Raw genomic sequence first — 20,014 nt, forward strand, 5'->3', positions numbered from 1 at the left:
GGAGTTTCCCTGGACCCCTTTTCTGCGTTGTTTGTCGGCTTACGGCCGGTGGGGGCTGGTCGCGCAGTTCCCCGCGCCCCTAGGGGGTTTCAGCTCAGCCTGTTTACAGCTGCCTGTACTCGCTCGTCCGTTGCTGTCAGTGCCACGCGTACGAAGTTTTCGCCGGCCTCTCCGTAGAAGTCGCCCGGGGCCACGAGGATGCCCAGGTCGGCCAGGTGGGCGACCGTGTCCCAGCAGGACTCGCCTCTGGTCGCCCAGAGGTACAGGCTCGCCTCGCTGTGTTCGATGCGGAAGCCGTGGTTCAGCAAGGCCTCGCGGAGGGCCGTGCGGCGGGTGGTGTAGCGCTCGCGCTGTTCCTGGACGTGGGTGTCGTCGCCGAGGGCCGCCACCACTGCCGCCTGGGTCGGGGACGAGGTCATCATGCCGCCGTGCTTGCGGATCTCCAGGAGCGGGGCGAGGACCGCCGGGTCGCCGGCCAGGAAGGCGGCGCGGTAACCGGCGAGGTTCGAGCGCTTGGAGAGGGAGTGGACCGCGACGATGCCCTCGTACGAGCCGCCGTTGACGTCCGGGTGGAGGACCGAGACCGGGTCGGCCTCCCAGCCGAGTTCGAGGTAGCACTCGTCGGAGAAGATCAGGATGCCGTGCTGGCGGGCCCAGGCGACGATCCGGGTCAGCTCGTCCTTCGGCAGGACCTCGCCGGTGGGGTTCGACGGGGAGTTGAGCCAGAGGAGCTTCAGGCCCTCCGGGTTCAGCTGTGTCGGGTCGTCGTAGGTCTCGTACTCGGCTCGGGCCAGGCGGGCGCCGACCTCGTACGTCGGGTACGCGAGGCGCGGGTAGGCGACGCGGTCGCCGGGGCCGAGGCTCAGCTGGGTGGGGAGCCAGGCGACGAGTTCCTTGGAGCCGACGATGGGCAGGACGTGGCGGTGGGTCACGTCACGGGCGCCCAGGCGGCGCTCCACCCAGCCGGTGATCGCGTCGCGCAGTGCCGGTGTGCCCCAGACCGTCGGATAGCCGGGCGAGTCCGCCGCGGCGATCAGCGCTTTCTGGATCAGGTCGGGAACCGGGTCCACCGGGGTGCCGACGGACAGGTCGACGATGCCGTCCGGGTGCGCTGCTGCCGTCTTCTTGTACGGCTCCAGCTTGTCCCAGGGGAAGGCGGGCAGGCGGTCGGTGACTGCGGACACGATGACTGGCTCACTTTCTGGTGCGTGCGCCCCGTACGCGCGCCCCGTACAGCCGTCGTCAGACCGCCGTACGGCAAACGCCTCGGCCCCGTAGGGCGCTGATCGGGCGTGATCAGGCCGTACGGGACCGAGGCGGCGCGTCTGTTGCGGGCCGCTCTTACTGGTTCTGCGGCGGCAGCGCGGCGACGAAGGGGTGGTCGCGCTCGATCAGGCCCAGCTTGCTGGCGCCGCCGGGGGAGCCGAGCTCGTCGAAGAACTCGACGTTGGCCTTGTAGTAGTCCTTCCACTCCTCGGGAGTGTCGTCCTCGTAGAAGATCGCCTCGACCGGGCACACCGGCTCACAGGCTCCGCAGTCGACGCATTCGTCCGGGTGGATGTACAAGGACCGTGAGCCCTCGTAAATGCAGTCGACCGGGCACTCCTCGATGCACGCCTTGTCCTTGACGTCTACACAAGGCTGCGCGATGACGTAGGTCACGCTGTCGTTCCTCCTCGATAGGGCGCTGGCGGGCCTCCGTAGGCTCCGCCGCCCGGCGCGCGGGAGCGCGGCGTCGTCCATGCCCGCACCTAGTATCTCCGTTCCGGGGCGTGATCCATACAGGAGGGGTGAACTGACCTGTGGAAATCTCTGCGGCGGGACGTCTTGAGGTCCGTATAACCGCTGCTGACGTGGGCAAACGGGTGTCCGTCAGGTGCTTGACAGATGCTGAAGACACGACGGAGAAGTTCACCGACACGGTGGGTGTTCTCACATCATGGGACAGCGGTGTGTTGACGATCACACGGAAGGGTGGCGAGTCCGTCCGTATTTCGGAATCCTCGCTGGTGGCGGGCAAGGTCGTCCCGGCCGCTCCGGCCCGGCGACGGGGACCGTCCGCCACTTACGCGGAGTTGGCTCACGTCTCCTCGCGCGCGTGGCGGCCGGTGGAGAGCGAGCGGCTCGGCGAGTGGGAGCTGCGCGCCGCCGCCGGATTCACCCGCCGCGCCAACTCCGTGCTGCCCCTCGGCGATCCCGGCCCGCCCCTCGACGAGGCCCTGGCTGTCGTACGACGGTGGTACGGCGACCGCGGCCTGCCCGCGTACGTCCAGACCGCGACGGGCGCCGAGGGCACGCAGGAGCTGCTCTGCGCCGAGCTGGAACAGCGCGGCTGGACCCGGGAGGTGACGGCCGAGCTGTGGGTCGGGGCCCTGGCCCCTGTCGCCGACCGCGCCGATGCCTCCGGAGTCGTGCTGTCCCGGTCGGCCGACGAGGCGTGGCTGGCCCGCTATCAGCGCAAGGGGGTGAGCGAGGTGGCCCTGAAGGTGCTGGGGAGCGGGCCCTCGGTGTGGTTCGCGACCGTGCCCGGCGAGGGGGCCGAGCCTGCGGCCATCGGGCGGTGTGTCGTCGACGGGCGGTGGGCCGGGTTCGCCGCGGTCGAGGTCGATCCGGCGCTACGGCGGCGGGGGCTGGGGTCGGTCGTCATGGCCGCGTTGGCTTCGCGGGCGTTGGAGGAGGGGGCTTCGGCCGCGTGGTTGCAGGTCGAGGCGGACAATATGGGGGCGCGGGCGTTGTACTCCGGGATGGGGTTCTCCGCGCATCACGCCTATCACCACTACCGCGACGACCGCGGCGGTTCGTCGTGACGGGTTACGAGTTCGCCATGTCCGGTCCCTGCCCCCCGCCCCCCGAGCGGGCCGCCGAGGTACGTCGGCTGTTCGCCGAGGAGGTTCGGTCGGAACGGCCCGATCTGGCCGCACTGTGCCTGCTCATCGGAGCTGCGGCGGACGGGGCGCTGGACGACGCGGGCATCGACGTGGCGCAGATGGAGCTGGACCGGCTGGCCGGGCAGGTACCGTTCCGGCCCGGCGCGCCGCTGGCCTGGGCGAACGCGCTGCGCCAACTCCTGGGCGACCGTTTCGAGTTCCGGGGTACCCCGGGCGACTATCAGCGGCTGGAGTCCTCACTGCTGCACTCGGTGCTGCGGCGGCGGCGCGGGTTGCCCATCCTGCTCTCCCTGGTGTGGATGGAAGTCGCTCGGCGGGCGGGGGCGCCCGTGTACGGGGTCGCGTTGCCGGGGCACTTCGTGGTGGGGTTCGGGCCGGCGGAGGATCAGGTGCTGGTCGATCCCTTCGACGGGGGGCGGGTGTTGTCGGGCGGCGATGCGGAGTTGTTGGTGGCGGGGGCGACGGGGGCTTCGCTGGAACCCGGGATGCTGATGCCTGCGGCGCCTCTGGAGGTTGTTTCGCGTGTCCTGAACAACATTCGGGCGTGGGCTGCGGCTCGGCCTGAGCGGTCCGATGTTGCCCTGTGGGCTGTGGAGTTGGCGCTGTTGTTGCCGTCTCATGCGGCTCGGTTGCGGTATGAGCGGGCTCAACTGCTGGTTCAGCGGGGGGATTTCCTCACCGGGGCGGCTGAGCTGGACGCGTATGCCGAGGTGGTGGCGGTTGTGGATGAGCCGGCTGCGGATCGGGTGCGGGGGCAGGCGCAATCGGCTCGGGCTATGTTGAACTAACGCTCGCCTATGCGCCGTTGGGGCTTCGATCGTTTTGCGAGTGCAGGTACGTCGTGGCTGGTCGCGCCCACGCGGCGGAGCCGCAAATCGATACAGCCCCGCGCCCCTAGGTGGGCCGCCGAAGCCGGTGCTCTATAGCCAGCCTTTCTCTCTCGCGATCCGTACCGCCTCTGCTCTGTTCCGTACCGCCAACTTCTGGATCGCTGTCGACAGGTAGTTGCGGACCGTGCCCTGCGACAGATGAAGGGCCTTCGCCAACTCCGCGTTTGTCGAGCCGTCCGCCGCCGCCCGCAGCACCTCGCGCTCGCGGTCGGTCAATGGGTTCGCGCCCTCCGCCAGAGCCGCTGCTGCCAAGGTGGGGTCGATGACCCGCTCCCCCGCGAGCACCTTCCGTACGGCTTCGGCCAGTTGGGCTGCCGGGGCGTCCTTCACCAGGAAGGCGTCCGCTCCCGCTTCCATCGCGCTGCGGAGGTAGCCGGGGCGGCCGAAGGTGGTGAGGACCACCAGTTTCAGCGCGGGGAGTTCCTTGTGGAGTTGGGCCGCCGCCTCGATGCCTGTGCAGCCCGGCATCTCGATGTCGAGGAGGGCCACGTCCACGTCGTGCTGTCGTGCCGCCGCCAACACCTCGTCGCCGCGGGCCACTTGGGCGACGACCTCGATGTCGTCCTCCAGGCCGAGCAGGGCGGCCAGTGCCTCGCGGACCATCGACTGGTCCTCGGCGAGGAGGACCTTGATCGTACGGCTCATGCGGGCGATCCTACGTCCGTCGAGGCGGCCGGAGCGTCGGCGGGCACCCGTGCCACCAGCCGGAAGCCGTGTTTGAGGCGGGTCGCCTCCAGGGAGCCGCCGGCCTTCTCCAGGCGCTCGGTGAGGCCGGTCAAGCCGTTGCCGGGGCCCTTGCCCGAGCCGCCCGAGCCGTTGTCCTCGACGGAGAGTTCGAGCATCGGGCCGTCCAGGGTCTGGCGTCGGACCAGTTCCGCCACGCAGCGCTGGGCGCCGCTGTGCCGTACGACGTTCGTGATCGCCTCACGCAGGGCCCAGGCCAGGGCCGACTCGCTGTCCTCGGACACGGCGGTCAGGTCCGGTTCCGCCGGGAGGTCCGCGATGACTCCCGCCGCCGTCAACGCGACCTGAGCGCCCGCCAGTTCGCCGGCCAGGCGGGGACGGCGGTAGCCGGTGACCGCCTCGCGGACGTCCACCAGGGCCTGGCGGCTGACCTGTTCGATGTCGGCGACCTGCTGGGCCGCCTTGTCGGGGTGGCCGGGGAGCATGCGGCCCGCCAGTTCGCTCTTCAGCGTGATCAGCGAGAGGGAGTGGCCCAGCAGGTCGTGCAGGTCTCTTGCCAGCCTCAACCGCTCCTCGTTCGCCGCCAGTTGGGCCACCGTCGCCCGCGCCTTGCGCAACTCGACCGTCGTGCGCACCAGTTGGCGTACGCCCGTCATGGAGTAGCCCACCAGCAGCACGATCAGGAACAGGCCCCAGGCGTCGTCCAGGTCGTCGACGAACCAGCCCGCCAGCATCATCGCGGCGGTGGTCAGCGGGATCGTCCAGTACGCGGCGGTCAGGGGGAGGGTGACCCCGCAGGTGACGGAGACGTAGACGAAGAGGCCGAGCCAGGAGTGGCCGAGGGAGAGGGTCAGCGCTACCGCCAGTACCCACAGGACGGCGACCATGGCGCCGACGAGCCGGCCGGAGTAGGGGCGGCCCATGGTGCGGAAGACGACCGCCAGGTAGATCCCGGTGAAGGCCACCAGGCCCACCCAGCCGGCCGTCGTGGCCTCGGTGGTGTGGTGGCCGGCCAGCAGGTCCTGGACGGGCGAGCCGAGGAAGACCAGCCAGGGCAGGATCCACACCAGCTTGCGCAGCATCTCGCCCCGGTCGCGGGGCGGCTGTCCGATCCGGATCAGCCGCTCCACCCTGGCCTTCTCCGGCAGCGGGTCTTCGGTCATCGCGCTCACGCCTTCAGCGTGTCCTTCCGGTACAGCCACGCCGCCCCGCCCGCGAACAGGGCGAAGTAGACGACGAGGAGGGTGACGTCCTTGGCGTGGGGCGACCGGCTCTGCTCGATCGCCTGGCCGAGGGCAGCGTACGCGTGCGTGGGCAGCCACTTCGCGATGGACTGCAGCCAGTCGGGGAACGTCGTGGCGGGCATCCACAGGCCGCCCAGCATCGACAGTCCGAAGTACGTGATCATCGTGATCGGCCGGACCGCGTCCCCGCTCGCCATGTACCCGATGGCCACCCCGAGCGCGGCGAAGACGAGGCTCCCGGCCCAGATCGCGCCGGTCAGCGCGAGCCACTGCCAGGCGTCCAGCCGTACGTCCTTCACGGTCGCGGCGACGATGAAGACGACGATGATGGAGGGCAGGCTGACCACGGCGGCGCTGGCCGTCTTCGCGATCACATAGCCGCGGCCCGGCAGCGGGGTCAGCCTCAACTGCCGTACCCAGCCGCTCTCCCGCTCCTTCGCGATGCGCTCGCTGTTGCCCATCAGGACGGCGGTCAGGGCGCCGAAGGAGGCCATCGAGACCATCATGTAGGTGGCGACCGTCAGGCCCGTGCCGTCCACCTTGTCCGTGCCGCCGGCGCTGCCCGCGATCAGCAGGAACAGGGCCGAGGGGTAGATCACCGAGAAGAACAGGAACTTGCGGTTGCGCAGGGCGCGGGTGAGTTCCAGCTTGATGAGACTGTTCATGACTGCTTGGCCTCCTCGGCGGCGGTGATGGCGACGAAGGCCTGCTCCAGGCCGAGCCCGGCGACTTCGAGGTTGCGGGGGTAGACGCCGAGGCCGTAGAGCGCGTGGACGGTCGCGTCGGCGTCGGTGGACTGGATGCGGATCGTGGAGCCGCTTATGTCGACCGAAGTCAGGAAGGGGAGCGCACGGATCGGCGTCTCGTCGATCTCGCCCTCCAGGTCGAAGGCGACCTTGCGTGCGCCCGCCTTCGCCTTGATCTCGGCGGCGGTGCCGTCCGCGAGCAGCCGGCCGCGGTGCAGGACCAGCACACGGTCCGCGATGGCGTCGGCCTCTTCGAGGTAGTGGGTGGCGAAGAGGACCGTACGGCCCTGGTCGGCCTGTTCGCGCATGGTGGCCCAGAAGGCCTGCCGGGCGGTGACGTCCATGCCGGTGGTCGGCTCGTCGAGGACGATCAGGTCGCTGTCGCCCGCGGTCGCGAGGGCGAAGCGGACGCGCTGGGACTGGCCGCCGGAGAGCTTGTTGACCTTGCGGTCGGCGATCTGCGCGATGCCCGCGCGGGCGATCACATCGGCGACCTTGTACGGCTTGGGGTGCAAGTCGCAGGCCAGCCTGACCAGTTCACCGACGGTGACCTCGTCCATCAGCCCGCCGCTCTGCAGCATCGCGCCCACCCGCCCGGCGACGATGGCGTCACGCGGGCTGGTCCCGAAGACCTCGACCTTGCCGGTGTCGGCCTGCTTGAGCCCGAGCAGCAGATCCAGGGTGGTCGACTTGCCGGCCCCGTTCGGCCCCAGCAGGGCCACCGTCTCCCCCGGGTGCAGCACGAGCGACAGCCCGTCGACGGCCCGGACCTCGCCGTAGCTCTTGCTCACCTGGTCGAACCCGACCACCGCTGTGGTCGCGGTCCCCGCTGTTGTCGTCATGCCACCCATCGTGGCCGCCGGGGACCGGTGCCCGGCAGTGTCGGCGGTCCGGTGTGCCGCATGACAGATGTCATACGACCAGGGCGGATCCCGTACGACGAAGGGGCACCCGGCGCTGTGCCGGATGCCCCTCGTTCGGTCGTCGTGCGCTAGCTGGGGTTCGTGACGATGGTCCCGACCCGGTTGGTCTTGCTGATGAGGGCCTGGCGCAGGGCGCCGTAGACGTCCTGCGGGGTGACGGCCGTCTTCTGGCCGGTGGCCCGGGTGATCTTCACGCCGTCGAAGGTGCTGCCGTAGAGCGTCTTGAGGGCGGCGAGGTCGGGGCTGTCGGTGAGCTTGCCGTTGACCGCCTTCACCTGGAGGAACTTCCACAGGGAGTTCTTCGGGCTCAGCAGCAGCGTGACACCCGTGTCCGTCTTGACCGTGGCGAGGGCGGACATGGCGGGTTCCGCGAAGGCCTTCATCTCGCGGTCGACCTCGGCGTTCGAGACCGTCGGCTGCTTGGTGGTCGTCGGGACGGTCACCGGAGTGGCCGTGCCGGTCTCCACCTCGGTGCGGTACGCCTCCTCGACGGCGTCGGTGGACGCGGCCGCGTCGATCGCCTTGCCCGCCTTGCCGTAGACGGCGACCGCCTTGCCGGACGTGAACTTGATCGTGCCCTCGGTGACCGCGCCGGAGCCGGAGCCGCCGCCGAGGTCGGTGAGGGCCGCGTGCAGCTTCTCCTCGTCGACCGGCATGACCGGGGCGACGACCCGGTGCTGGCCGAAGAGCGAGCCGATCACGGAGACCGGGTTGTAGTCGCTGGTGGCGGCCGCGCTGACCGTGGCCGTGGTGTCGAACTGGAGCCCCGCCTGGTCCGGCTTGAGCGAGACCGTCTTGCCGCCGACCGACAGCTTCAGCGGCTTGTTCACGCGGTCGCCGAACGCGTCGTCGAGCTTCTTGACGGCGTCGTCACGGGTGCCGCCGCCGATGTCGACGCCGAGCACGGTGGTGCCCTTGGGCACGTCGGTGTGGTTCATCAGCAGGCCCGCGCAGTAGGCGCCGCCGCCGATGACGATCACGCCGACGCAGAGCAGGACCAGCTTGCTGCGGCCCTTCTTCTTTTTCTTCGCGCTCTTGCCGGTGCTCTTGGCCGCGGCGGGCTCGCTCTGCGCCGCACCGGGCTCGGACTGCTTCGGGGGCGTGTGCGGCAGCGGCCCGTCGGGGTGGGTGCCCGGGCCGAACGGCGAGTTCCCCGCGCCGGGGATGACCGGCATACCGCTGGTGACGGTGTGTCCGGAGACCTGGTCGGCGGGCGCGCCGTAGCCGGGGCCACCTGGTTCGGGGGCCGGCTTCTGCGGGGTGAGGATCGCGGTGTCGTCACTGAGCCCGCCGCCGGGGGGCATGCCGGGGAGACTCGCGCCGCCGGGGGTGCCGGGGCCCATACCCGGGCCGCCGGGGCCTGCGCCAGGACCAGCGGGGCCCCTGCCACGACCGCCGTGTCGGCCGGAACCCGCACCCGGGGCGCCGGGACCACCGGGACCACCCGGTCCGGCGAACGCACCGGGACCGCCAGGCCCACCGGCGCCGTTCGTGCCGCCAGGTCCAGGACCGTCGGCGTAACCGCTCAGCGCGCTGGGTGCGCCCGGTGCTCCGCCGCCCATGGGGCCGGGCGGCAGCATCAGGCCGTTGCCGGTGACCGGACCGCCGGTCGGGCCCGCAGGTCCCTCGGGACCGCCCGGACCGCCGCGCCCGTTCGGGCCGTTGAAGCCGTTGGGACCACCGGGACCGCCCGGGCCTCCGGGGCCCATGCCCTGGCCGTTCGGCCCGGGGAACTGTTCGGCTCGGTCCCCGGGGCCGTTGCCCCCGGGGAAACCGCCCAGCTCGCCCTGGCCGCCGGGCTCGGGGTAACCACCCTGGCCACCCTGGGCGTTGGGTCCGGGGTAACCGCCCTGCTGCCCGTTGTCCGAGAAGTACGGCAGGTCGTCGCGGCGCGGTTCGCCGGGGCCGCCGTTGGGGCCACCGCCGTTCGGGCGCGGCCCGTTGCCGGCTGCCAGCGCTTCCGTCACGTCGAAGGAACCCGTGCCGCCACCGTGCCCGGGGGCGACGGGTCCGGCACCGGTGGCGCCGCCGATTCCGGCGCCGTTCGTACCGCCGCCGTTCGCGCCGGCCTGACGGGCGGCGCTCGTCACGTTCATACCGCCGACCACACCACCGGGACGGCCGGCACTCGGCCGACCTGCACCGGGCGCACTCGGGGTGCCCGCGGCCGAACCGCCGGGAATTCCCGCGCCGTTGGTGCCGCCACCGCCCTGACCGCCCTTCGCGGGGCCGGACTTGCGGGGTGCGAACCAGTCGCTCGTCTTCTCCTCGGCGCCGGGCAGCGCGAGTTCGGCGGACGGCTCGACGCCGCCGCCCGTGGGCAGCGCGGAACTCGGCAGCTGCACCTCGGCGGTCGTGGATCCGTCGCCGGACCCGTTGTCCGCGACGGGCGTGCGCACGACGACAGGCGGAATGGGCCGCGAACCGGGGATGTTGATCCGGATCCGGGTCGTCAGCGTCGTCTCGGTCTTGCGTTCCTCCGGCTGCGCGGCCGAACGCCCCGCGTCCGTACGGTCGTCGGAAGCCGCCGGCGTCCCGTACGGCGGGGTCCCCGAGGGGTAAGCGGCTCCGCCGCGCCCGTCGGGCCCGGAGGACGGAGTGTCAGTTTCACGACTCAAGGCAGGTTCTCCCGGTTGGCTCCGCCGCCCGACACCCACGGGCGACTCGGCGGCGCGCACCACCATACTGGCCACTTCTTGGCGGTATCCCACGACCGCTGGGGAAACCCACACCGGACTCGCACGCGCGCGTCACCGCGAAGTGGTACGTCACTTGCCAAGTCGGACGTCAGGGCTGGTTGGTTGCCGCCCCAAACCCAACGTGGCACAGATCACAGCTACGGCCATCCCGCCGAGCAGGAACAGATAGGAACCGACTCCCGCGCCGAACAGGAAGTCGCCTTCCGGGCGGCTGGCGGTGAGCAGGATGACGGCCACCATCCAGCCCGCGGCGGGCGCCACGGCACCGCCCCGGCCCTCGGTCGCTCTCGCTCCGCCGACGAACGCCCCGGCCGCTCCCACGAGCGCGAGCAGCAGCCCGCCCGGGAACCACGCGGCCTGCACGAGGGCACCGGCCGCCCCGACGACCACGCCGAGCACGAAGAGCCCGAGGTAGGCCAACACCCGCAGTGCGGACGGCCGTTGCAGCGGCTGCGCGAGCAGATTCCCGCCGTTGGTGGCGCTCATCACAGGCCCAGCCCTTCGAAGAGATCGGTCTCGGGCGCCCCGTCACTCACCGCAGGATGCACCAACTCGTAGTACTCGGTGGTGAAAACGGGCTGCGCGAGGTCGTTCGACAGCGCGAAGTACGGCGCGTCCGGGGCCACTTCGATCTGCGTGGCGTGCGCGCGCATCGCCGCGGTCTTGGCGGCGGCGTACGCGGTGCCGTCGATCACGGTGGTGATCCGCCCGTCGTCCACGACACCCGGTACGTCGTCCACGGCGGCCGTCTCGGCGAAGGGCAGCTCCGGCAGCGCGTCACGGAGCCGCGCGAAGCCTTCGTCTACGACGGTCCTCGGGACGCGGTTCCAGTAGACCTTGGCAATCAACTGCCCGGCGTCGGCGGCGAGTTCGGCGGCGCGCATGGCGACGCGGTGGGCCTGGATGTGGTCGGGGTGGCCGTAGCCGCCGTCGGGGTCGTAGGTGACCAGGACCTGCGGACGTACCTCGCGGATCACCTCGACGAGGTGTCCGGCGGCCTCGTCGACGTCGGCCTGCCAGAAGCAGGCGGGGTCGTCGTTGTCCGAGGTGCCCATCATCCCGGAGTCCCGGTATCTGCCGGGGCCGCCCAGGAAGCCGTGGTCGGTGACCCCGAGGGCCTTCATGGCGGCGGTGAGTTCGCGCTCCCGCTCCTCGGCCAGTCCGGCGCCCGACAGATGCCGCAGTGCGGGCGGGATGACCTCGCCGCGCTCTCCGAGGGTGCACGTGATCAGTGTCACGTGGGCACCCTCGGCCGCGTACTTGGCCATCGTCGCGCCGTTGTTGATCGACTCGTCGTCCGGGTGCGCGTGCACCAGCAGCAGACGACGAGCGCAGCGAGATGGGGGTCCCCCCGCCCGCAGGGTGGGGGAGGGCAGTTCCGTCATGGACCCACCCTAAAGGCGAGCCGTCAGAACTTGATGCTGCCGATCATGCTCGCGATGTTCGTCGTGAGATCGCTGATCGTGGGCGCGATGGTCGAGGAGGCCAGATAGAACCCGAGGAGGACACAGACGACCGCGTGCCCGCCCTTCAGCCCTGATTTCTTGACCAGAAGGAAGACGACGATCGCCAGCAGCACCACCGCCGAAATCGAGAGTGCCACGGCGGCTCACCTCCAATGATCCCAGGGACTCGGGGGGTCGGACTATGGGGGCAATGGGATCCATGGGGTGGACCCCTTAGAGCAAATCGGTACAGCAAATCCATACAGGAGCCAGCAGGTTCATACCCACGCAGCGCTAGTGATCATAACTATCCGCGCTCGCGCATCGCTCGGCGCACAGCCGCACAAGGGGGCGCATGGCCAATATGGTCGGGGCATGACGACCGAGGCTGACTCCTTCCCCCGACGGCACGCCCGTACCCAGCGGTTCACGCTCGGCGCGCCGCGCGCGTTCACCGTGTCACCTGACGGTTCCCGGGTCGTGTTCCTGCGCTCCCCGTCCGGCACGGACCGGGCGAACGCGCTGTGGGTCCTCGATCCGGCGACCGGCGAGGAGCGCGTCGCGGCCGACCCGCGCGCCCTCCTGGGCGGCGCCTCGGAGCACCTCTCGCCCGAGGAGCGGGCCCGCCGCGAGCGCACCCGCGAGGGCGGTGCCGGGATCGTCGGCTACGCCACCGACAGCGAGGCCGAGTTGGCGTCTTTCGCCTTGTCAGGGCGGCTTTTCACGGCCGAGCTGCGGGCCGGCACGGCACGTGAACTACCGGTCCCCGGACCGGTGATCGACCCGCGCCCCGCCCCCGACGGACGCCACATCGCCTACGTGACCGGCGGCGCCCTGCGCGTCGTGGGAGCCGAGGGCGACGGCGACCGGGCGCTCGCCGAACCCGAGTCGGAGCAAGTCACCTATGGGCTGGCCGAGTTCATCGCGGCCGAGGAGATGAGCCGTACGCGCGGCTTCTGGTGGTCGCCGGAGTCGGACCGGCTGCTGGTCGCCCGCGCGGACGACACGCCGGTCCAGCGCTGGTGGATCGCCGACCCGGCCCATCCGGAGCGCGAGCCGCAGCGGGTCGCGTACCCGGCGGCGGGCACGGCCAACGCGGACGTACGGCTGTACGTGATCGGTCTCGACGGGACGCGCACGGAGGTCGTCTGGGACCGGGCGCGGTACCCGTATCTGGCGCGAGTGCACTGGTCAGCGGCGGGTGCGCCGCTGCTGCTCGTACAGGCCCGGGACCAGCGCAGCCAGCTGTTCCTCGCCGTGGAGCCCGGGTCGGGGGTGACCCGGATGGTGCATGCCGACGAAGATCCAGTTTGGCTTGATCTTTTCCCTGGCGTGCCGTGCTGGAGCCCTTCGGGACGGCTCGTGCGGATCGCCGACGAGGGTGGCGCGCGGGTGCTCGCGGTGGGTGAACGCCTGCTCACAGGACCGCAGTTGCACGTACGCGCGGTGCTGGACGTCTCCGACGACAACCTGCTCGTCTCCGCGTCGGCGGGCGAGGACGCGCCGACCCCGGAGACCGGCGAGGTGCACGTCTACCGCGTCAACGAGCTCGGCCTGGAGCGCCTCTCGCAGGAGCCCGGCGTGCACTCGGCGGTACGCGCCGAGGGCGTGACCGTGCTGATCTCGGCGGTGCCGGACCGGCCGGGCACCCAGGTCCAGGTGCTGCGCGCGGGCAAGAAGACGGTGACCATCGCGTCGTACGCCGAAGATCCCGGCCTGTCCCCGCGCATCACGTTCACCGAGGGGGGCGCACGGCGCGTCCCGTGCGCCCTGCTTATGCCACGGGACTACGACGGCAGCAGTCCCCTTCCGGTTCTGATGGACCCCTACGGCGGTCCGCACGGCCCGCGCGTGGTCGCCGCGCACAACGCGCACCTCACGTCGCAGTGGTTCGCCGACCAGGGTTTCGCGGTGCTCGTCGCCGACGGCCGCGGCACCCCGGGCCGTTCACCGGCGTGGGAGAAAGCCGTCCACCGCGACTTCACAGTCTCTCTGGACGACCAGATCGACGCCCTCCAGGACCTCGCGAAGAGCCACCCGCTGGACCTCTCCCGGGTGGCCATCCGCGGCTGGTCGTACGGGGGTTGGCTCGCGGGGCTCGCCGTGCTGCGCCGCCCGGACGTCTTCCACGCGGGCATCGCGGGCGCCCCGGTCACCGACTGGCGGCTCTACGACACGCACTACACGGAGCGGTACCTGGGCGACCCGGCCAAGGACCCGGAGTCGTACGCGAAGAGCAGTCTGATCACCGACGACGGGCTGTCCTCGCCCGCCGACCCGCACCGCCCGCTGATGGTCGTGCACGGTCTCGCCGACGACAACGTGGTGGTCGCGCACGCCCTGCGGCTGTCCTCCGCGCTGCTGGCCGCCGGCCGCCCGCACGAGGTGCTGCCGCTGTCCGGGGTGACCCACATGACTCCGCAGGAGCAGGTCGCGGAGAATCTCCTGCTGCTCCAAGTGAACTTCCTGCGGCGCGCGCTCGGCCTGGCCGGGCGGTAACACTCCACGGACCACCGCGGCCATCAATTGAGGAACCACGACGAAGCATCAGCCAGGTCCGCGAGAGCGGCGCCGGTTTAGGCGCAAAGAAAGGGCAACGGACCGGGGCGACATGGCGCGCCCCGGTCCGTTTACGGCACCCGCACGGCCGTACGTCATTCAGATTGACGCGTCCGTATATCGAGACCGGGTCGGCCGAGTTGCCTGCGTGTTAACGCGGTTGATGCCTGTTTGTGCGGTTATTCCACCCCATCCGCGAGATCGTCCGGGGTCGCTTCGGGGGTTTCGTCGTGGGTTTCTTCCTTCGGTACGACCGTCTTCTCCTCGGCGAAGTGACAGGCCGAGTCGTGTGCCGCGGGCCCGCTCGCGAGCCGGAACTCCGCGGGCACCGCGAGCAGCGGCACCTCCAGTGAGCAGCGCTCCCGCGCCTTCCAGCAGCGGGTGCGGAAGCGGCACCCGGAGGGGATGTTCGTCGGCGACGGCACGTCACCCGCGAGGATGATCCGCTCCCGGTGCTCCCGCGCGTCCGGGTCGGGCACGGGCACGGCGGACAGCAGCGCCTGGGTGTACGGGTGGGTCGGGTGGTCGTAGATCTCCTCGTCCTTGCCGATCTCCACGATCCGGCCGAGGTACATGACCCCGACCCGGTCCGAGATGTGCCGGACGATCGACAGGTCGTGCGCGATGAAGATGTAGGAGAGGTCGAACTCGTCCTGGAGCCGGTCGAGGAGGTTGATGACCTGTGCCTGGACGGAGACGTCGAGCGCGGAGACGGGTTCGTCGGCGACGATGACCTCGGGGCGGAGCGCCAACCCCCGTGCGATGCCGATGCGTTGGCGCTGGCCGCCGGAGAACTGGTGCGGATACCGGTTGATGTACTCGGGGTTGAGCCCGACCACGTCCAGCAGATCCTGAACCCGCTTGCGCCGGTCGCCCTTTGGCGCCACCTCGGGGTGGATCTCGTACGGCTCCCCGATGATGTCGCCCACCGTCATCCGGGGGTTGAGGGAGGTGTACGGGTCCTGGAACACCATCTGGATGTTGCGCCGCGCGGCCTTCAGGGCACGTCCCGACATCCGGCTGATGTCCTCGCCCTTGAACTTGATCGACCCTTCGGTCGGCCGCTCAAGGTTGACCAGCATCTTGGCGACGGTCGACTTGCCGCACCCGGACTCCCCGACGATGCCGAGGGTCTCGCCCTTGTTGAGCGTGAAGTCCACACCGTCGACGGCCTTGACGGCACCGACCTGTTTCTTGAAGAGGATGCCCTGGGTCAACGGGTAGTGCTTGACGAGTCCGGTCACCTCCAGGATCGACTCAGCCATTGAGGCACTCCCTCCAGAAGTGGCAGGCGCTGCCCCGGTGTTGATCCACCTCGTACAGCTCGGGTTCGTCGGTCCGGCACACGTCCTGGGCCATCGGACAGCGGGGGTTGAAGGCGCAGCCGGGCGGGATGTGCATGAGGTTCGGCGGTAGGCCCTTGATGGCGTAGAGCTCCTGCCCCTTCTGGTCCAGGCGCGGGATGGAGTCCAACAGGCCGCGCGTGTAAGGGTGGGCGGGCGCCTTGTAGATGTCGTGGACGGGGGCCGACTCGACGATCCGGCCCGCGTACATCACGGCGATCTTGTCGGCGACGTCGGCGACGACTCCGAGGTCGTGGGTGATGAGGATGAGCCCCATGTGCAGCTCGCGCTGCAACTCGGCCAGCAGGTCCATGACTTGGGCCTGGACGGTGACGTCGAGGGCGGTGGTGGGCTCGTCGGCGATGATGAGCGCCGGCTCCAGGGCCAGCGCCATGGCGATCATGATGCGCTGGCGCATACCGCCGGAGAACTGGTGGGGATAGTCACGCACACGCTGCGCCGCGCCCGGGATCCGCACCCGGTCCATCAGCTCAACCGCCTTGGTCCGCGCGTCCTTTCGGGACATCCCCCGGTGCACGATGAACATCTCGCCGAGCTGGTCGCCCACGGAGAGCACGGGGTTGAGCGAGGACAGCGCGTCCTGGAAGATCATCGCCATCTCGGCACCGCGGACCTTGCGCCGTTCCTCTTCCTTGAACTTCAGCAGGTCCTTGCCCCGGAACAGGATCTCCCCGCCGGTGATCTTCCCCGGCGGGGCATCGAGGATCCCCATCACGGCCTGCGCGGTCACGGACTTCCCGGACCCCGACTCTCCCAGCACGGCGAGGGTCTCCCCCTCGTCCACGCTGTAGTTGACCCCGTTGACGGCCTTGGCGACCCCGTCCCTGGTCCTGAACTCCACGTGCAGATCCCGCACTTCGAGCAGCATGACGCCGGTCACCTCAGCTTCGGATCGAGGGCGTCGCGTACCGCGTCGCCGAGCATGATGAACGCGAGGACCGTGATCGCCAGGGCGCCGGCCGGCCAGAGGAGCATGTGCGGGGCGTTGCGGATGTACTGGGAGGCCGCCGAGATGTCGATGCCCCAGCTGACCGTGGGGGGCTTAAGTCCCACCCCGAGGTACGACAGGGTCGCCTCCAGGGAGATGTACGTACCGAGGGCGATGGTGGCTACGACGATCACGGGGGCGACCGCGTTCGGGGTGATGTGGCGGAGCAGGAGACGGGAGTTGGAGGCGCCGAGGGCTCGCGCGGCCTGGACGTAGTCGTTCTGTTTGGCGGTGATGACCGAGCCGCGGGCGATGCGGGAGATCTGCGGCCAGCCGAGCAGGACCATGAAGCCGATGACCGGCCAGACCGTGTTGCTGGTCACCACGGAGAGCAGGACCAGGCCGCCGAGGACCACCGGGATCGCGAAGAAGATGTCCGTGAGGCGGGACAGGATCGAGTCCCAGATCCCCCCGAAGAAGCCGGCGAGTCCGCCCAGCACCGACCCGAAGATCGCCACCCCCAGCGTGGCGAGGACGCCGACCGTCACCGACGTACGGGTGCCGTAGACCGTGCGCGTGTAGACGTCGCAGCCCTGGCCGTCGTAGCCGAAGGGGTGGCCCGGCTGGGAGCCCTCCTGGGCCTTTGCGAGGTCGCACTTGAGGGGGTTGCCCGAGGCGATCAGGGAGGGCCAGAGGGAGATGACCACCAGGAAGAGGATGACGAGCGCGGAGATGATGAAGACGGGGTTGCGGCGCAGGTCGCGCCAGGCGTCGGACCAGAGGGAGCGCGGTTTGCCCGCCGGGCCCGTGCCCTCCGGTCCGCCAGGTGTCCTCTCAAGGGTTTCCGCCTCGCTCGTCGCGAGGTCCATCGCCCCGCCCATGCCGGTCCCGGCGATGGCGCGATCCTGCTCGAACGGCTGCTCAGGCATAGCGGATCCTCGGGTCGAGTACGGCGTAGAGGAGGTCGACGAGGAGATTCGCGACGAGGAAGACCAGGACGAGGACGGTCACGAAGCCGACCACCGTCTGCGTGTTCTGGCGCACGATCCCCTGGTAGAGCTGGAAGCCGACCCCGTGGATGTTGAAGATCCGCTCGGTGACGATCGCGCCGCCCATCAGGGCGCCGATGTCGGTGCCGATGAAGGTGACCACGGGGATGAGGGAGTTGCGCAGCAGGTGGCGGACGATCACCCGGCGTCTCGGCAGGCCCTTCGCGACGGCCGTACGGACGTAGTCGGAGCGCTTGTTCTCCGCGATGGACGTCCGGGTCAGCCGGGTCACGTACGCGAGCGAGACCGAGGCCAGCACCAGCCCGGGGACGATGAGTTCGCTGAAGGTGGCGTCCGGGGAGACGGACGGTTTGATCCAGCCCCACTCGACGCCCAGGAGCAGTTGCAGCAGCAAGCCGGTGACGAAGGTCGGGATGGAGATGACGACGAGGGTGAGCAGGAGCACGCCGGTGTCGATCGGGCGGCCGCGCTTGAGGCCGGTGATCACGCCGAGCGCGATGCCGACGACGACCTCGATGACGATCGCGACGAGGGTCAGCCGGATGGTCACCGGGAACGCGGTCGCCATCAGCTCGGTGACCTTCTGGCCGTTGAACGCCGTACCGAAGTCACCGGTGAAGACGTTCCCCATGTAGGTCAGGTACTGCTGCCACACGGGCTTGTCGAGGCCGAACTCCCGCTTCAGCTGGGCGGCCGTCGCCGGGTCGCACTGCCGGTCGCCGCACAGGCCCGCGATGGGGTCGCCCATCACGTTCACCATCAGGAAGATCAACAGTGTGGCGCCGATGAAGACCGGGATCATCTGCAGCAGACGCCGGATTACGTACCGTCCCATGGGGGCTCCGGGGATCGTGGGGGCAGGCGCTCGTGAACCCGCCCCCGGTGCGGCTCAGCTGGCCTTGATCTCGTTGTAGACGGGGACGCTGAACGGGTTGAGCGCCACGTTGGAGAGCCGGTCGGAGTAGCCCGCGCTGCCGTTCTGGTACCAGAGAGGGATGGCGGCCATGTTGTCGCGTACGACGCCCTCGGCCTGCTGGAAGAGCTTGATCGCCTTGCCCGTGTCCGTCTCCGCGTTGGCCTGGTTCACGAGCTTGTCGAAGTCCTTGTTGGACCACAGGCCGTCGTTGGAGGAGGCGTTGGTGTAGTACAGCGGCTGCAGGAAGTTCTGGATGAGGGGATAGTCCATCTGCCACCCCGCCCGGAACGGTCCGGTCATCTTGTGCTGGCCGATCTGGTTCCTGAAGTCGGCGAAGGTGCCGACCGGGTTCCCGACGCACGCCTTGTCGTTGCCGAGCGCGTTGTTGATGGAGTTGCACACGGCGTCCACCCACTCCTTGTGCGAGCCCGTGTCCGCGTTGTAGGTGATCTTGACCTGGCCGCCGGGGATCCCGCCGCCCTCCTGGACCAGCTTCTTCGCCTCGGTCGGGTTGTACTTGCAGGCGTCCCCGCACAGCCCGTCCTGGAAGCCGCCCGCGGTGCCGAGCACCGGTGAGGTCCAGTCGGTGGCCGGGGTGCGGGTCTTCTGGAAGATCGTGTTGGTGATCTGGTCCCGGTTGATCGCCATGGAAAGCCCCTGGCGGACCTTCTCCGAGCCGCTCTTGTTCCAGTTCTTGTCGTAGTACGGGAACGCGAGGGTCTGGATGATGCCGGCGGGCGTGTTGATGTACCGGCCGCCGAGGTCGCTCTTGACGTTCTTGAGCTGCGAGGCCGGGATGTCGTCGACGAGGTCGAGGTTGCCGGCCATCAGGTCGGTGTAGGCGGTGTTGTTGTCGGTGTAGACCTTGAGGGTCACGCCACCGTTCTGCGCCTTGTCCGTCCCGGTGTACCCGTCCCACTTCTTGAGCTGCATCTGCGAGCCCTTGGTGTACGACGAGATGGTGTACGGCCCGTTCCCGACCGGCTTCTTCAGCCAGCCCGCGTGGTCCGAGAAGAACGTCGACGGCAGCGGCGAGTAGGCCGCGTACCCGAGGGTGTCGGGGAAGGTCGAGAACTTCTGGGTGAGCTTGATGGTGAAGGTGTCCGTGCCGGTCACCTTGAGCCCGCTGAGCGTGCCGGCGGACTGCGAGCCGCTGTCGGGGTGGACCTTGTCGTAGCCCTCGATGTACCCGAAGAAGTACGCGTTCTTCTGGTTGTTCTTCAGGCTCGCCCCGTAGTTCCACGCGTCGACGAACGACTTCGCGGTGACGGCCTCGCCGTTGCTGAACTTCCAGCCGCTCTTGACGGTGACCGTGAAGTTCTGCGAGTCCGTGGTCTCGATCTTGTCGGCGAGCATGTCCTGGGCCTTGCCGGTCTTCGGGTCGTACCGCTTCAGCCCGCGGAAGACCATGTCGAGGACCTTGCCGCCCTGCACCTCGTTGGTGTTGGCCGGCTCCAGCGGGTTCTGCGGGTCACCCCAGGAGGCGCTGAGCACCGCGCTGCCGTCACCACCGCCGCCGCTGCTGCTTCCGCCGCCCCCACAGGCGGTCGCCGCGAGGGCTACCGCCGCCGCGCAAGCGGCCCATTTGGCGTGCGTGGCTCCACGCATCGAGTGCCTCCTCAGGAAAGCCGATCCATGCTGATCCGTTACCGGTCAATATCGACTGAAAAGGAGCACATCGCCTGCGGGCCCACCCTTTCGGGGGACCTCCGACGTCC

The 20,014-nt window shown here is 69.8% G+C and carries 18 protein-coding genes; 3 read left to right on the forward strand and 15 right to left on the reverse strand.

Going from position 1 to position 20,014, the window contains the following annotated elements:
* Positions 1 to 89 precede the first annotated feature (89 nt).
* On the reverse strand, positions 90 to 1,184 hold the full coding sequence (locus ACGFY9_RS42130) for a bifunctional succinyldiaminopimelate transaminase/glutamate-prephenate aminotransferase (RefSeq protein ID WP_393763395.1): 1,095 nt from the start codon (positions 1,182 to 1,184) through the stop codon (positions 90 to 92).
* A gap of 157 nt (positions 1,185 to 1,341) precedes the next feature.
* Positions 1,342 to 1,662, reverse strand: coding sequence for a ferredoxin (gene fdxA / locus ACGFY9_RS42135; protein ID WP_019058397.1), 321 nt, complete (start codon positions 1,660 to 1,662; stop codon positions 1,342 to 1,344).
* Positions 1,663 to 1,802: 140 nt separating this feature from the next.
* On the opposite strand from fdxA, the gene ACGFY9_RS42140 reads away from it, so the two are divergent.
* Both ACGFY9_RS42140 and ACGFY9_RS42145 read left to right on the forward strand, forming a co-directional pair.
* The gene (locus tag ACGFY9_RS42140; protein ID WP_393763397.1) at positions 1,803 to 2,807 is read left to right on the forward strand and encodes a GNAT family N-acetyltransferase; all 1,005 of its coding nucleotides are present in this window, start codon (positions 1,803 to 1,805) and stop codon (positions 2,805 to 2,807) included.
* 17 nt (positions 2,808 to 2,824) lie between these two features.
* Complete coding sequence (locus ACGFY9_RS42145; RefSeq protein WP_393763536.1) at positions 2,825 to 3,676, forward strand: tetratricopeptide repeat protein; 852 nt, start codon at positions 2,825 to 2,827, stop codon at positions 3,674 to 3,676.
* A gap of 132 nt (positions 3,677 to 3,808) precedes the next feature.
* On the opposite strand, the gene ACGFY9_RS42150 is transcribed toward ACGFY9_RS42145, so the two are convergent.
* From ACGFY9_RS42150 to ACGFY9_RS42185, 8 genes are all read right to left on the reverse strand, one after another.
* Positions 3,809 to 4,423 carry a response regulator transcription factor gene (locus tag ACGFY9_RS42150; protein ID WP_366489671.1) on the reverse strand — a complete coding sequence of 205 codons (615 nt, stop codon included), beginning with the start codon at positions 4,421 to 4,423 and terminating at the stop codon, positions 3,809 to 3,811.
* Positions 4,420 to 5,625 carry a sensor histidine kinase gene (locus ACGFY9_RS42155; protein WP_393763538.1) on the reverse strand — a complete coding sequence of 402 codons (1,206 nt, stop codon included), beginning with the start codon at positions 5,623 to 5,625 and terminating at the stop codon, positions 4,420 to 4,422. Before ACGFY9_RS42155 ends, ACGFY9_RS42150 begins: the two co-directional genes overlap by 4 nt.
* 5 nt (positions 5,626 to 5,630) lie before the next feature.
* The gene (locus ACGFY9_RS42160) at positions 5,631 to 6,371 is read right to left on the reverse strand and encodes an ABC transporter permease (protein ID WP_393763400.1); all 741 of its coding nucleotides are present in this window, start codon (positions 6,369 to 6,371) and stop codon (positions 5,631 to 5,633) included.
* Complete coding sequence (locus tag ACGFY9_RS42165; RefSeq protein WP_393763401.1) at positions 6,368 to 7,294, reverse strand: ABC transporter ATP-binding protein; 927 nt, start codon at positions 7,292 to 7,294, stop codon at positions 6,368 to 6,370. The genes ACGFY9_RS42160 and ACGFY9_RS42165 overlap by 4 nt, the downstream gene beginning before the upstream one ends.
* Positions 7,295 to 7,443: 149 nt before the next feature.
* Positions 7,444 to 9,993, reverse strand: coding sequence for a hypothetical protein (locus tag ACGFY9_RS42170; protein ID WP_393763403.1), 2,550 nt, complete (start codon positions 9,991 to 9,993; stop codon positions 7,444 to 7,446).
* 150 nt (positions 9,994 to 10,143) lie between these two features.
* On the reverse strand, positions 10,144 to 10,560 hold the full coding sequence (locus ACGFY9_RS42175; protein ID WP_393763405.1) for a DUF6113 family protein: 417 nt from the start codon (positions 10,558 to 10,560) through the stop codon (positions 10,144 to 10,146).
* Positions 10,560 to 11,459 carry an N-acetyl-1-D-myo-inositol-2-amino-2-deoxy-alpha-D-glucopyranoside deacetylase gene (gene mshB / locus ACGFY9_RS42180; RefSeq protein ID WP_393763407.1) on the reverse strand — a complete coding sequence of 300 codons (900 nt, stop codon included), beginning with the start codon at positions 11,457 to 11,459 and terminating at the stop codon, positions 10,560 to 10,562. Before mshB ends, ACGFY9_RS42175 begins: the two co-directional genes overlap by 1 nt.
* Positions 11,460 to 11,482: 23 nt before the next feature.
* Positions 11,483 to 11,677 carry a hypothetical protein gene (locus ACGFY9_RS42185; RefSeq protein WP_019058412.1) on the reverse strand — a complete coding sequence of 65 codons (195 nt, stop codon included), beginning with the start codon at positions 11,675 to 11,677 and terminating at the stop codon, positions 11,483 to 11,485.
* Positions 11,678 to 11,894: 217 nt separating this feature from the next.
* On the opposite strand from ACGFY9_RS42185, the gene ACGFY9_RS42190 reads away from it, so the two are divergent.
* The gene (locus ACGFY9_RS42190) at positions 11,895 to 14,018 is read left to right on the forward strand and encodes a prolyl oligopeptidase family serine peptidase (RefSeq protein WP_393763409.1); all 2,124 of its coding nucleotides are present in this window, start codon (positions 11,895 to 11,897) and stop codon (positions 14,016 to 14,018) included.
* Between the two features lie 239 nt (positions 14,019 to 14,257).
* On the opposite strand, the gene ACGFY9_RS42195 is transcribed toward ACGFY9_RS42190, so the two are convergent.
* The 5 genes from ACGFY9_RS42195 to ACGFY9_RS42215 are packed head-to-tail and all read right to left on the reverse strand — an operon-like array spanning position 14,258 to position 19,904.
* Entirely contained in the window at positions 14,258 to 15,343 is a 1,086-nt protein-coding gene (locus ACGFY9_RS42195) for an ABC transporter ATP-binding protein (protein WP_393763411.1), read from the reverse strand.
* Positions 15,336 to 16,310: an ABC transporter ATP-binding protein gene (locus ACGFY9_RS42200; protein ID WP_390157363.1), complete on the reverse strand. Its 975-nt coding sequence runs from the start codon at positions 16,308 to 16,310 to the stop codon at positions 15,336 to 15,338. Before ACGFY9_RS42200 ends, ACGFY9_RS42195 begins: the two co-directional genes overlap by 8 nt.
* A gap of 8 nt (positions 16,311 to 16,318) precedes the next feature.
* The gene (locus ACGFY9_RS42205; protein WP_393763413.1) at positions 16,319 to 17,299 is read right to left on the reverse strand and encodes an ABC transporter permease; all 981 of its coding nucleotides are present in this window, start codon (positions 17,297 to 17,299) and stop codon (positions 16,319 to 16,321) included.
* Positions 17,292 to 18,215 (reverse strand): ABC transporter permease, encoded by a 924-nt coding sequence (locus ACGFY9_RS42210; protein WP_393763415.1) that lies wholly within the window; start codon positions 18,213 to 18,215, stop codon positions 17,292 to 17,294. The genes ACGFY9_RS42205 and ACGFY9_RS42210 overlap by 8 nt, the downstream gene beginning before the upstream one ends.
* A gap of 54 nt (positions 18,216 to 18,269) precedes the next feature.
* Positions 18,270 to 19,904 (reverse strand): ABC transporter substrate-binding protein, encoded by a 1,635-nt coding sequence (locus tag ACGFY9_RS42215; protein ID WP_393763417.1) that lies wholly within the window; start codon positions 19,902 to 19,904, stop codon positions 18,270 to 18,272.
* Positions 19,905 to 20,014: the final 110 nt, after the last annotated feature.

The organism is Streptomyces sp. NPDC048504 (assembly GCF_043200035.1).
GTDB lineage: Bacteria > Actinomycetota > Actinomycetes > Streptomycetales > Streptomycetaceae > Streptomyces.

What these genes read in the sequence shown, in the direction of transcription:
- ACGFY9_RS42145 (WP_393763536.1), top strand. Translation starts at nt 2,825, where the DNA reads ATGTCCGGTCCCTGCCCCCCGCCCCCCGAGCGGGCCGCCGAGGTACGT.
- ACGFY9_RS42150 (WP_366489671.1), bottom strand. Translation starts at nt 4,423, where the DNA reads ATGAGCCGTACGATCAAGGTCCTCCTCGCCGAGGACCAGTCGATGGTC.
- ACGFY9_RS42155 (WP_393763538.1), bottom strand. Translation starts at nt 5,625, where the DNA reads ATGACCGAAGACCCGCTGCCGGAGAAGGCCAGGGTGGAGCGGCTGATC.
- ACGFY9_RS42160 (WP_393763400.1), bottom strand. Translation starts at nt 6,371, where the DNA reads ATGAACAGTCTCATCAAGCTGGAACTCACCCGCGCCCTGCGCAACCGC.
- ACGFY9_RS42165 (WP_393763401.1), bottom strand. Translation starts at nt 7,294, where the DNA reads ATGACGACAACAGCGGGGACCGCGACCACAGCGGTGGTCGGGTTCGAC.
- ACGFY9_RS42175 (WP_393763405.1), bottom strand. Translation starts at nt 10,560, where the DNA reads ATGAGCGCCACCAACGGCGGGAATCTGCTCGCGCAGCCGCTGCAACGG.
- mshB (WP_393763407.1), bottom strand. Translation starts at nt 11,459, where the DNA reads ATGACGGAACTGCCCTCCCCCACCCTGCGGGCGGGGGGACCCCCATCT.
- ACGFY9_RS42190 (WP_393763409.1), top strand. Translation starts at nt 11,895, where the DNA reads ATGACGACCGAGGCTGACTCCTTCCCCCGACGGCACGCCCGTACCCAG.
- ACGFY9_RS42195 (WP_393763411.1), bottom strand. Translation starts at nt 15,343, where the DNA reads ATGGCTGAGTCGATCCTGGAGGTGACCGGACTCGTCAAGCACTACCCG.
- ACGFY9_RS42200 (WP_390157363.1), bottom strand. Translation starts at nt 16,310, where the DNA reads ATGCTGCTCGAAGTGCGGGATCTGCACGTGGAGTTCAGGACCAGGGAC.
- ACGFY9_RS42205 (WP_393763413.1), bottom strand. Translation starts at nt 17,299, where the DNA reads ATGCCTGAGCAGCCGTTCGAGCAGGATCGCGCCATCGCCGGGACCGGC.
- ACGFY9_RS42210 (WP_393763415.1), bottom strand. Translation starts at nt 18,215, where the DNA reads ATGGGACGGTACGTAATCCGGCGTCTGCTGCAGATGATCCCGGTCTTC.
- ACGFY9_RS42215 (WP_393763417.1), bottom strand. Translation starts at nt 19,904, where the DNA reads ATGCGTGGAGCCACGCACGCCAAATGGGCCGCTTGCGCGGCGGCGGTA.